The organism is Oceanimonas smirnovii ATCC BAA-899 (genome assembly GCF_000381965.1).
Lineage (GTDB): Bacteria > Pseudomonadota > Gammaproteobacteria > Enterobacterales > Aeromonadaceae > Oceanimonas > Oceanimonas smirnovii.
Map to the genome: position 1 here is coordinate 1 of NZ_KB908463.1, position 12,098 is coordinate 12,098.

General features: G+C 53.9%; 10 protein-coding genes, 2 tRNA genes and 1 rRNA gene. 11 read left to right on the forward strand and 2 right to left on the reverse strand.

Features of this window, described 5'->3' with window-relative positions; genetic code table 11:
• Window positions 1–6: 6 nt before the first annotated feature.
• The 4 genes from rrf to G364_RS0111025 all read left to right on the forward strand — a co-directional run bounded on the left by rrf (window position 7) and on the right by G364_RS0111025 (window position 3,422).
• Window positions 7–121: ribosomal RNA gene (gene rrf / locus G364_RS0111010) — 5S ribosomal RNA — on the forward strand.
• A gap of 34 nt (window positions 122–155) precedes the next feature.
• Window positions 156–232: transfer RNA gene (locus G364_RS0111015), tRNA-Asp, on the forward strand.
• Between the two features lie 253 nt (window positions 233–485).
• The gene (locus G364_RS0111020) at window positions 486–1,739 is read left to right on the forward strand and encodes a serine hydrolase domain-containing protein (protein ID WP_026344857.1); all 1,254 of its coding nucleotides are present in this window, start codon (window positions 486–488) and stop codon (window positions 1,737–1,739) included.
• Window positions 1,740–1,805: 66 nt separating this feature from the next.
• Complete coding sequence (locus G364_RS0111025; RefSeq protein WP_019935207.1) at window positions 1,806–3,422, forward strand: ShlB/FhaC/HecB family hemolysin secretion/activation protein; 1,617 nt, start codon at window positions 1,806–1,808, stop codon at window positions 3,420–3,422.
• Between the two features lie 30 nt (window positions 3,423–3,452).
• Here G364_RS0111025 and pyrI read toward each other — a convergent pair whose 3' ends face one another.
• Window positions 3,453–3,908, reverse strand: coding sequence for an aspartate carbamoyltransferase regulatory subunit (gene pyrI / locus G364_RS0111030; RefSeq protein ID WP_019935208.1), 456 nt, complete (start codon window positions 3,906–3,908; stop codon window positions 3,453–3,455).
• A 9-nt stretch (window positions 3,909–3,917) separates the two neighbouring features.
• Entirely contained in the window at window positions 3,918–4,841 is a 924-nt protein-coding gene (gene pyrB / locus G364_RS0111035) for an aspartate carbamoyltransferase (protein WP_019935209.1), read from the reverse strand.
• Between the two features lie 311 nt (window positions 4,842–5,152).
• On the opposite strand from pyrB, the gene G364_RS0111045 reads away from it, so the two are divergent.
• The 7 genes from G364_RS0111045 (at window position 5,153) to pntB (ending at window position 11,997) form a co-directional block, all read left to right on the forward strand.
• A tRNA-Trp gene (locus tag G364_RS0111045) sits at window positions 5,153–5,229 on the forward strand.
• Between the two features lie 53 nt (window positions 5,230–5,282).
• Window positions 5,283–5,654 (forward strand): hypothetical protein, encoded by a 372-nt coding sequence (locus G364_RS0111050; protein ID WP_019935211.1) that lies wholly within the window; start codon window positions 5,283–5,285, stop codon window positions 5,652–5,654.
• Window positions 5,630–6,073, forward strand: a complete 444-nt coding sequence (gene rimI / locus G364_RS0111055; RefSeq protein ID WP_019935212.1) for a ribosomal protein S18-alanine N-acetyltransferase — start codon at window positions 5,630–5,632, stop codon at window positions 6,071–6,073. The genes G364_RS0111050 and rimI overlap by 25 nt, the downstream gene beginning before the upstream one ends.
• A gap of 40 nt (window positions 6,074–6,113) precedes the next feature.
• The gene (locus G364_RS0111060) at window positions 6,114–7,133 is read left to right on the forward strand and encodes a peptidoglycan DD-metalloendopeptidase family protein (RefSeq protein ID WP_019935213.1); all 1,020 of its coding nucleotides are present in this window, start codon (window positions 6,114–6,116) and stop codon (window positions 7,131–7,133) included.
• 213 nt (window positions 7,134–7,346) lie between these two features.
• Complete coding sequence (locus tag G364_RS0111065) at window positions 7,347–8,642, forward strand: NRAMP family divalent metal transporter (protein WP_019935214.1); 1,296 nt, start codon at window positions 7,347–7,349, stop codon at window positions 8,640–8,642.
• A 444-nt stretch (window positions 8,643–9,086) separates the two neighbouring features.
• Window positions 9,087–10,616, forward strand: coding sequence for a Re/Si-specific NAD(P)(+) transhydrogenase subunit alpha (locus G364_RS0111070; protein ID WP_026344859.1), 1,530 nt, complete (start codon window positions 9,087–9,089; stop codon window positions 10,614–10,616).
• Between the two features lie 4 nt (window positions 10,617–10,620).
• A complete protein-coding gene (gene pntB, locus G364_RS0111075; RefSeq protein WP_026344860.1) occupies window positions 10,621–11,997 on the forward strand; it encodes a Re/Si-specific NAD(P)(+) transhydrogenase subunit beta in 1,377 nt (458 codons plus the stop codon).
• Window positions 11,998–12,098 lie beyond the last annotated feature (101 nt).

Consider the following 12,098-nt stretch of genomic DNA (forward strand, 5'->3'; position numbering starts at 1 on the left):
TTAATGCCTGGCGGCCATAGCGTTGTGGAACCACCTGATTCCATGCCGAACTCAGCAGTGAAACGCAACCGCGCCGATGATAGTGTGGCAGCTGCCATGTGAAAGTAGGTCACTGCCAGGCACCCAATTTAGTACTCTGACTATACAGCTTTTGCGGAGCGGTAGTTCAGTTGGTTAGAATACCGGCCTGTCACGCCGGGGGTCGCGGGTTCGAGTCCCGTCCGCTCCGCCATCATACAAAAGCCCTGACCTTACGGTCAGGGCTTTTTTCATTTCCGGCTGCGCCGGACTTGCTGGATGAGGTCGGTGCTGCGCACCTTCGCCTTCAAACGCGGTGCGTTTGCCACTCCGCCATTTTAAAGAAGCCCTGAGTTAACGCTCAGGGCTTTTATTTCTGGCCAAAGCTGCATTTTTTCTTTTTCCCTTGTTATAAGCTGCCTATACTCGTTCAATTCGTAGTAAATATTACTTAGGGATGAGTAAATATGATTAAAACCATCAGACACAAGAAGTCTGAGCTCTGTAGCCTGGCCGTATTACTTGCTTTGTTTTCTTCTGGTGCTTCGGCATCCCAGTCCTGTGTAGCAGAACCTTCAGTTGTTAATTCTGCGCCTTCCACATTTGCAATGAATCAGTCGCAGCTGCCGGAAACGATGACCAAAGAAGTAGAGAGTGCGGTTCGTCGTACTCTGGATTATGTATCCGCACCTGGCGTTATTGTCGGCATACAAACGCCTGAGGGAATATGGAAGAAAGCGTGGGGAGTGGCTGATCCTGCAACAGGTGAAGCAATGAAAGCAGGCATGCATACTCGCATTGGCTCTGTGACCAAAACCTTTACCGGCACTTTGCTGATGCAGCTGGCTGACGCTGGCAAATTATCGCTGGATGACACCATAGACACTTATGTGGCCGGTGTGCCTAATGGTAATAAGATTACGCTTCGCCACCTCGCCAATATGACCAGTGGTGTATCCAGCTATACCCGTGCAGAGGCGTTTCTTGATATTTTCTTTGAAGATCCTTCCCAGATCTATACTCCCGAGCAATTACTGAATTTTGCATTGCCGGCATCACCGGAGTTCGAGCCCGGCGCATCCTTTGATTATTCCAATACCAATACAGTGCTGCTGGGCATGGTGATTGAACAAGTAACAGGAAAACCTATTGAACAGAGTTTATCAGCCATGATCCTGGAGCCTCTTGGGCTCACGAATACTGTCTGGCCTGGTAATGCTGCTGATATGCCTGACCCTTTTGCACAGGGTTTTACACTGCAAGGAAATGCGGCCACACCTGAGCAGCCTTCTAATGCCACTCACTGGAATCCTTCCTGGGGCTGGACTGCCGGAGAGATGATTTCCACCATGGATGATCTGCTGATTTATGGCAGAGCGCTGGGTACTGGTAAAGGGTTACTTTCGCCAGCTGCTCAGCAAACGCGTTTAACATCATTTCCTGATCCCATGGGGTACGGGATAGGAATGGGCTGCGCTGCTGGCTGGGTCGGGCATACCGGTGAGTTGCCCGGATATAACACTACGCTGTTCTATCATGTTGCCAGCGATACCACTGTGGTGGTTCAGGCTAACAGCGATATACGCTCCGGAGACTGCTCTGATGAAGAAGTATTACCAAATAATCCTACCGGAATAAGCTGCGCTTCACCGGCATCGCGGGTATTTGAGGCAGTGTCTGTGGCACTGGGTCATCCTTTTTCCATGACAGCACCAGAGTAACGCCACTTGAATAAAATACAGCCATATCATTACCCGTATCTGTCAGCCTGTTTTACTGCGTTGACCATGCTGTCCCTGAGCACGTCTTCTCCGGTATTGGCTCAAGTCAGCGAGGCAGAGCAGGCTGTCGTAGAGCAAACCATTATTCTTCAGCGCCTTACCCCACCACAAAAGCGCGGCATGATTGATATTGACATCATGGATCAGCAAGATGAGCTGTCGGAGCAGGAAGCAGAAAAAGTCACGCTGGTACTTAATTCTGTTACTGTGGACGGTGCATTTACGCTTGAGCCGGAACAGCTCAGGGCCAGCTGGCAGTCTTTACTGGGAAAAGAAATAACTCTGGCCGATCTGTATCAGGTGGCCCGGGATATTGATGCAGCCTATCTGGCAGCAGGCTATTTCTCCATGACAGTAGTACCGGTACAGGATCTTGAGTCCGGTCATGTTCATTTTCAGGTTTATGAAGGCTATGTAGAGCGGGTAGAAATTACCAGTGATATTCCTGGCATGGAGCGGAGGCTGGCTCCCTATATTGATCGTCTGATGGCCATGCAGCCCATTCGAGTTAAAGAGGCGGAGCGAGTACTGCTGTTAATGAGTGATCTGGCCGGTGTTAATATTGAAGGAACCTTCATCAAACCCGATACGCCCCGGGCCGGAGGCCTGCTTAAACTGAATATCGGATTTAACCCGCGCTCAGTGATGGTTGCGCTGGATAATTTTGGCAGCGACGAGGTCGGGCCCTATGAGCTGGCCGCCAGTGCCGGGTTTAACGATGTCTTTGGCTATTTTGAGAGCAGTAACCTGCTGGCTCTGACGATTCCTGATGCACCGGAGCAAATGTCTATTTTTCAGCTCTCTCAGAATATGCCTCTCGGTTATAACGGGTTGTTTACCGGTTACAACCTGTCCTACATTGAACAGCAACCCGGCGGATCTCTGGCGTTGCAGCATATAGAGGTTGAGTCAGTGGTCGTGAGTGCGGAGCTGTCTTATCCTTTTGTGCGTACTTTGCAGCAAAGCCTGTTTGGTCGTGCTGAAGTGACATTTCAGCATGATGATGTCGATATCATGAGTACAGCGGTTGCGCGCACTCGTATACGCCGTGCCGAACTGATGCTGGATTATGACAGCGCCCTGAGCAGTGGCGACCTGTCTGCCATGGCCGGAGTGGGAGCCGGGCATATTTCCGATATGGATCTGGGTGAGCAGCCCGGTAACTATCATTACTGGCGGGCGGCGCTCAATTACTTGTATCCGGTAAATAATAATATCAATATGCAGCTGCGGACCGTCGGGCAGCATTCTCCAATGATGCTGCCGGCGTCTTCACAGTTTTCGGTGGGCGGGTTTTCATTCGGACGCGCCTTTGAAAGCGGAGCTATCAGCGGAGACAGTGGCATGGCTGCAGCTGCCGAACTGATGTATGAGGTGACAACAGATTTGTCTTTACTGCCATCGGTCGTGGTGACGCCTTTTATTGATTATGGCGTCACTCGTGAGCATCAACCGGGGGCGAGGGCTGAATATCAGGAATTGGGCTCTTACGGCATCAGTCTGGGCGGGACCCTTGCTGATCGCGTTTTGTTTGAGGTGAGTGCCGGTCTTCCCTGGCACAAGCCTGCCGACACAGACGAATCTGGCGGGCAGCTACTGTTCAGGCTGAGCAGTGTGTTTTAACTTATGCGGGCAGAGCCTGCCCGCATCGGTTTATACTGCCATAAAGTCCTGATGAAACGACTTCTCGCAGTAGCAGCAGCGAAAATGCACCTGGCCGCTGACGGCCCTTACGCGGAACTGGCTGCTGACCGGCTCTCTGCGGCTGATACAGTTACCGTTTGGGCAGGCAAATACGCCTTTGATCTTTTCCGGCAGATGTAACTGCAGTTTTTCAACTACTTCAAAGTCTTCAATCAGATTCACGGTCGCATCGGGTGCAAACAGCGCCAGCTGGTTGGCCTGTGCCGGTGACAGCCGCACGTTTTCTACTTTGATAATATCTTTGGCACCCAGTGCCTTGGACGGCAGATTAAGACCCACGGTAATACGCTCGCGGTTCTCTGCCAGACCAAACAGCTGCAAAATACGAATACCCTGACCGGCAGGAATATGGTCGATCACGGTGCCATTGTGAATGGCCTCGACTTGTAATTGGGTTTTATTCACGGCTGCTCCTTACAGGGTTTCATTCAATACCAGGGCCAGCAGGGCCTGGCGAGCATAGACGCCGTTCTCGGCCTGCTCAAAATAGTAGGCATAAGGGGTGTCATCAACCTCTACCGTAATTTCATCAATGCGCGGCAGCGGGTGCAGTACCTTGAGGCTGTCTTTGGCATTTTCCAGTACTTGCGGTGTCAGTACATAGCGGGATGCCACATGCATATATTCGGTTTCGTCAAAGCGCTCTTTCTGTACCCGGGTCATATACAGAATATCGAGTTCGTCCATGATTTCTTCCATGCTGTCACGAAACTCAAAGTTAATGCCTTTTTCCTTGAGCTCATCACACAGATATTCCGGCATGGCCAGCGCCTGAGGGGCGATAAAGTAGAATTTGCAGCCAAACAGGCTCAGTGCCTGCGTCAGTGAGTGCACGGTGCGGCCGTATTTAAGATCACCAACAAAGGCCACGGTCAGGCCCTGCAGTGTGCCCTGAGTTTCATAGATGGTAAACAGATCCAGCAAGGTCTGAGTGGGATGCTGGTTGGAGCCGTCTCCGGCATTGATCACCGGCACTGATGAAAACTCCGCCGCCAGCCTTGCCGCGCCTTCCTGAGGATGGCGCATGACAAAGGCGTCGCTGTAAGAGCTGATAATGCGCACCGAGTCGGACAGAGTTTCGCCCTTTTTAGCCAATGAGGTGCTGCCGCTGTCGGAAAAGCCGATGACGGAACCGCCCAAACGATGCACGGCCGTTTCAAATGACAGCCGGGTGCGGGTGGAGGCTTCAAAAAAGCAGCTGGCAACCACTTTTTGTTTTAACAGCTCGGGTTGGGGCTGACTTTTAAGCTTCACGGCCGTGTCGATAACCAGTTCCAGCTCGGAGCGGGTAAAGTCAGATATGGATATGACATGCTTTTGATATAAAGGGTTTGCCATCAGCTGTGCTCTTGAAGTGAAATGCGGGCCATAAAAAAGCCCCTGAATGGGGCCATCACAGAAACAGGATCGCAAACGCCAAAGCCGGTGCCGGCACAGGGCACCACTACCAATGAGTGGCAGCAGCAAGAGTAAGTCATGGGCAACTCCATGGGTTTGCGAATCGACCGGAATTATAGATAAATGCGTCGCCAAAGCAAAATTCACACAGCAGGACAGTGCCGGCGGTGAAAGAGTGAGCGAACAGGCTTGGGGTAAGCAAAAAGCCCTTTACCTTTGAATTCAGCTCTATATAATTCGCTTCGTGTTGCAGGGGCATAGTTCCAATTGGTAGAACAGCGGTCTCCAAAACCGACGGTTGGGGGTTCGAATCCCTCTGCCCCTGCCAGCTTCACCGAAAAGGCCAGCCTCAGTGCTGGCCTTTTTCGTTATGGAGTATTGATGAAATCACTACAGACCCGACTCTGGCAGTTTATGGCATTACCGGTATGGCAGTGCGCTCATGCCGAACGGCTGCCTTATGCTCCTGAACCCGCCCCTGTCGTTGCTGACGTTCGTCTTGTGATCGGACAAGGCCATCAGCTGCCGGCAACGCTGCTTAATGATCTGCTGATTGCGCTTGAAGGTGTACAGCCCGATATTCAGGAGGAAACGGCCTGGCTTGCCGCAGGCTGTCCTGATGCGCGTATTGTGCTGGGGTTTAACCTTACCGAGCCGGCCGGGCAGCTAAACTGGCAAGGTTCACTGCCGTTGTCTGCTTTACAAAAACGTGAACTCTGGAGCTGTTTATGCAGCCTGAATACCGGGCACTGACACCGGCAGATCTTGATGCCATGGTGGCGGTAGAGCTGGCTGCCCATCAGCATCCCTGGAGCCGCTCTTTACTGGCTGGTGCCTTTGACGCACGTTATTTCACCGGCTCCTTCTGGTATCAGCAACAGCTGCTAGGTTACTTTATTGCCGACAGGGTACTTGATGAAACCACCCTGATGAACATTTGTATCTCTCCTGAGTGGCAGGGTAAAGGGTTGGGCCGGTTACTGTTGCAGCACTATCTGGCTGACGCCCGGAAACTGGGTCTGTACTATTACTGGCTGGAAGTGAGAGCGTCCAACCAGGCCGCGATTGGGCTTTATCAGTCCTGTGGTTACCGGGAAACCGGCCGGCGTCGTGGTTACTATCCGGCAGGCAGCGGCACCGAAGATGCCGTCATGATGCAAAAACACGGTTAGTTTCTATACTGAAAAGCACACACTCTCGCAGGGACGCATTATGAGAGGCTTGCTTGCCATTGTGCTGGTGCTTGCAGGAATAGCACCTGCTCATGCCACTATCTATCAATACCGCGATGCCGCCGGTGTAGTGCATTACACCGACAACCGGCTCAAAGCCACTATCAGCCAGCGCTGGCATCAGGATGCCATTAACAAAGACGGTATTCTGGTGCGGGTGGTTAAACAAAACGATGGCCACCACTTCTATGCCCTTAACCGCCTTGCCAGCCAGGCCCGTTTTAATATCAGATTTGTAAAGCGGCAGAATGTCAGCATACCCAAAGCCATGGAGCAACCGCTGATCCTGCCCGCCCGCCAGGAAACCTTTATCGGCAGGCTGACGCCAGATAGCAGCGGCAGCTGGAGTTATGATTACGGTTTTGCTTACAGCAGCCATTATGAAAAGAATAAGGTCAACCAGGGGCACAAGGTACAGAAAATAGCCGGCAGTACTATTGTCAGCCCCCGGGTTAATGCCTGGAAGCAGCATTATAATCAACCCCGGCAAGGTGTACTTAATCTCTCCGGCGCTGTGAATATCAGCCCGCCGGTGGCCGGTGCCTTTCGTATTTCGCAAGGCTTTAACGGTGACTTCAGTCATAACAAGCGCTCCAACCGTTATGCCCTTGATATTGCATTGCCCGTTGGCACGCCTTTGCTGGCTACTGCCGATGGGGTGGTGGTCGCCGCGGTGGACCATCATGTTGGCGGTGGTCTTGAGGCCAGATACCGGGGCAAGTCCAATCATCTGCGCTTGCGTCATCCTGACGGTACCATGACGCTTTATGCTCATCTGAATACCGGCTCACTGAAAGTGAAAAAAGGCGATCGGGTAAGATCCGGGCAGGTGGTGGCGGCCTCCGGGCATACCGGTTACAGCTCAGGCCCGCATTTGCACCTGGCGGTGCAGGTAAATAACAAGGGGCGAATGGAGTCCATCCCCTTTACTCTGAATGGCCGCCTGCCTGATGCTGGCAATACGCTGTTGGCCCGAGGCAGTGAAGGTAGTAACGAATGAAATTATTTCATTTGGTAAATGCACCATCAAGCGAGTGAACAAACCGTTTTGTCTTTGTATGATGGGGTTAACTGCTGCTGAATCTGCCTGACCTGGTGGTTGTTGTTGTTTGAGCGGTTATCAGGCAACTGCCGGCAGTTGCTTTATGCTTTTTGCTATGGTTTTTTAATCGACTTCTTATATAAAAAACCACAAAAAAGCAGGAACAGCAGTATGTCACAGATCGCCGAAGCAGCGCAGCGCGAGCCTCGCAGTATCAGTCACTATATGAGGGTATTGGGTCCGGGGATCCTGGGCGCTGCCGCCGCCATTGGCGGCTCTCATCTGGTGGCGTCCACCCAGGCCGGTGCCATTTATGGCTGGCAGCTGGTGGGGCTTATTCTGCTGGTTAATCTGCTCAAATATCCCTTCTTTCAGATTGGTGCCCGCTACACCATGGCCGCCAATGAAAGCCTGATTCAGGGCTATGATCGTATCGGCCGTGGTTATCTGCGTTTATTTACGCTGCTGAACCTGTTTTCTTCCGTGGTCAGCACGGCGGGTGTGGCCATGCTCTGTGGCAGCATTCTGGGGTTATTCATCGGCGACAGCCTGAGCGTGACTCAGCTCAGCATGATAGTGCTCGCAGGCTCACTGGCGTTCTTGATCACCGGTCACTACCGAACTCTGGACAGTGTGACCAAATGGATTATTGTGGGCCTGGCCATTGCCACCGTCACCGCCGTGTTTATTGCGCTTAACCGGGGGGGCGTGGCTACACCGGACTTTGTGGCACCCAGCCCCTGGAATCTGGCCTCGGTAGGCTTTCTGGTGGCCCTGATGGGCTGGATGCCGGCTCCTATTGAGCTGTCTTCCTGGAACAGTGTCTGGCTTCGGCAAAAGCAAAAGGATCTGGGGGGAACGCTGGAGTATAAAGACGCTCTGGTCGATTTTAACGTTGGTTACGTTACCTCCACGCTGCTGGCACTGGCCTTTGTAGCGCTGGGCACCCTGGTACTGCACGGCAGCGGTGAAACATTGGCTACGTCAGGCATTGCTTTTGCTCATCAGCTGGTGAACGTGTACGCCAGTGTGATGGGGGAGTGGAGCCGCTGGCTGATCGCCATAGTGGCGTTTCTGTGCATGTTTTCTACCACAGTAACCGTGCTCGACGGCTACAGCCGGGCGCTGAGTGAATGCTTCGTACAGTTTGGTCAGCTACAGGGCAGCGGCCCTACCGGCAACGGTGCCCGTTTCACCTATCCGCTGATGATAGCCATGGGCGTGGTGGCCGCCTTGATCATCATGTTTTTTAAAGGGGCGCTGCTGGCCATGCTGGAGTTTGCCATGATCTCCGCCTTTATCAGCGCCCTGGTGTTTGCCTGGCTGAACCTTCGACTGATGCGTTTGCCACAGGTGCCTGAACGCTACCGGCTGGGCAAGGGCATGGTGGCTCTGAGCCGGGTTGGCATTCTGTTCTTTGCCGGTTTTAATCTGCTGTTTGGTTATTGGTATTTGTTTGTGAAATAAGGCTTGCCGGCCCTGTGGTTCCGCAGGGCCGGCTGCGTTATACCGCTATTCCCGCCTTATGTGATCCTGCTCGCTAAATGACCACTTGGCCGGCACTGGATAAGTGTTACCTTACTCATTGAAAGTCAGAGCCTATCGAGGCTCGCGGAAAGATCAATTTATCTTTTTTGACCGTAACCAGTATATTGGCTTTCACGCTGTATTTTTCCTACGCACTACCTTCACTTAAAATTAATTGTATGTGTTTTAGGGTGTTTTTGTATCCAATATCGCCTAAAAATACAAAAAAAATTACTAGGTATGCGTTGGTAAAGTAAATGCGTTGTAAAAAAACGTCATTTTACTGGTGTGACACAGGCAAGGCTGCCGGAAGTTGAAGGAACAGCTTGCTGAAAACCGGGCGTGTTTGCCCGGGGTAATATCAACAAGGATCAGGGAATTATTATGTTAATCGGAATTCCAAGGGAAACGCTCAGCGGAGAGACACGGGTGGCCGCCACCCCCAAGTCCGTTGAGCAGCTGCGCAAACTGGGCTTTGAGGTCAGCGTCGAGCAGGGCGCGGGCAGCAAGGCCAGCTTTGAAGACGCTGGCTATCAGGCCGCCGGCGCGCAACTGGTAAATGCCGACGACGTCTGGCAGGCCACCATTATTTACAAGGTGAACGCGCCCACTGCCGACGAAATTGAGCGGCTGCAGGCAGGTACTACTCTGGTCAGCTTTATCTGGCCGGCGCAGAACCCTGAGCTGGTCGAGCAGCTCAAGAACAAAGGCGTGACCGTACTTGCCATGGACATGGTGCCGCGTATTTCCCGCGCCCAGTCGCTGGATGCGCTGTCGTCCATGGCCAACATTGCCGGCTACCGTGCCGTGGTGGAAGCCGCCCACGAGTTTGGCCGCTTCTTTACCGGTCAGATCACCGCCGCCGGCAAGGTGCCGCCGGCCAAGGTGCTGGTGATCGGTGCCGGTGTTGCCGGCCTGGCTGCCATTGGTGCTGCCGGCTCTTTGGGTGCCATAGTGCGCGCCTTTGATACCCGCCCCGAGGTAAAAGAGCAGATCAACTCCATGGGGGCCGAGTTCCTGGAGCTGGACTACGAGGAAGACAGCGATTCTTCCGACGGTTATGCCAAGGAGATGAGTCAGGCCTTTATCGACGCCGAAATGGCCCTGTTTATGGAGCAGGCCAAAGAGGTGGATATTATCATTACCACAGCGCTAATCCCTGGTAAGCCGGCCCCCAAACTGATTACTGCCGACATGGTGGCTGCCATGGCTCCGGGCTCTGTCATTGTGGATCTGGCCGCCCAGAACGGCGGTAACTGTGAGCTGACCAAGCCGGGCGAGCTGTTTGTGTCCGACAATGGCGTCAAGATCATCGGCTATACCGATCTCAACGGTCGCCTGCCGACCCAGTCCTCCACCCTGTACGCCACCAACCTGGTTAACCTGGCCAAGTTGCTGTGCAAGGAAAAGGACGGCAATATCCATGTCGACTTCGACGACGTGGTGCTGCGCAATATGACGGTAGTAAAAGACGGTGAAGTCACTTTCCCGCCGCCGGCCATCAGCGTGTCGGCGGCCCCCAAGGCTAAAGCGGCTGCTCAGCCTCAGGCCGAGCCTGAAGCCAAAAAGCCAAGCAGGCTCAAATATTACCTGGGCGGTGCCGGCATTGTGTTGTTTGCCTGGCTGGCGGCGGTGGCACCGGCTGAGTTTCTGTCTCACATTACCGTGTTCGTGCTGGCCTGTATCGTGGGCTACTACGTGATCTGGAACGTGTCCCATTCCCTGCACACGCCGCTGATGTCGGTGACCAATGCTATTTCCGGCATTATTGTGGTGGGGGCCCTGTCTCAGGTGGGGTCGGAGAGTGGTTTTGTCAGCTTTATCGCCTTTGTGGCGGTGCTGATCGCCTCCATCAACGTGTTTGGCGGTTTTACCGTGACACATCGCATGCTGAAGATGTTTAGGAAGGGCTGATTAAATGTCACAAGGATTAGTAACTGCATCTTATATCGTGGCCGCCGTGCTCTTTATCATGAGCCTGGCCGGTCTGTCCAGGCAGGAGTCGGCCAAGGCCGGTAACTGGTATGGCGTGGCGGGCATGACCATTGCCCTGCTGGCCACCATTTTTAACCCCGAGGTCACCGGCCTGGGCTGGATTATCGTGGCTATGGCCATTGGGGCCGCTATCGGCATTCGCTTTGCGCTCAAGGTGGAAATGACCGAAATGCCGGAGCTGATTGCTATTCTGCACAGCTTTGTGGGGCTGGCTGCGGTCTTTGTGGGCTACAACACCTATATCGATCACGGTGACCTGTCCGGTGCCATGCTGAACATTCACAATACCGAAGTCTTCCTTGGTGTGTTTATCGGTGCGGTCACCTTTACCGGCTCCATCGTCGCTTTTGGCAAGCTGCGCGGCCTGGTGTCCTCCAAGCCGCTGACCCTGCCGCACCGTCACAAACTCAACCTGCTGGCGGTAGTGGTGTCGGCCATGCTGCTGATCTGGTTTGTGCAGGTGGAAGGCTCTACCTTCGCTCTGCTGGTGATGACACTGATCGCCCTGGCCTTTGGCTGGCATCTGGTGGCCAGCATCGGCGGTGCCGACATGCCGGTGGTGATCTCCATGCTCAACTCCTACTCGGGCTGGGCGGCGGCGGCGGCGGGCTTTATGCTGTCCAACGATCTGCTGATTGTGACCGGTGCCCTGGTGGGCTCTTCGGGTGCCATTCTGTCCTACATCATGTGCCGGGCCATGAACCGCTCCTTCATTTCGGTGATCGCCGGTGGCTTTGGCTCCGACGGCACAGTGTCTTCCGGTGAGGAAGAAGAGGGCGAATACACCGAAGTGAACGCCGAAGATGTGGCCGACATGCTGAAAAACTCCAGCTCGGTAATCATCACCCCGGGATACGGTATGGCGGTGGCCCAGGCCCAGTATCCGGTGGCGGAGCTGGTATCCAGGCTGCGCGCGGCGGGCGTCAAGGTGCGCTTTGGTATTCACCCGGTGGCGGGTCGTCTTCCCGGCCATATGAACGTGCTGCTGGCGGAAGCCAAGGTGCCCTACGATGTGGTGCTGGAAATGGACGAGATCAACGACGATTTCGACGATACCGATACCGTGCTGGTGATTGGTGCCAATGACACCGTCAACCCCTCGGCGGCGGAAGACCCGGCCAGCCCCATCGCCGGCATGCCGGTGCTGGAAGTGTGGAAAGCCCAGCAGGTGGTGGTGTTCAAGCGCTCCATGAATACCGGCTATGCCGGGGTGCAGAACCCGCTGTTCTTCCGGGAAAACAGCGTTATGCTGTTTGGCGACGCCAAAGACAGCGTGGACAATATTCTGCGCGCGCTGTAAGCGCCGGACACGATTCGAGGGACGCTGCGGCGTCCCTTTTGTTTTGCATGTACAGATAAAAAAGAGAGCCGAAGCTCTCTTTTTTATTCAGGACCTGGTGT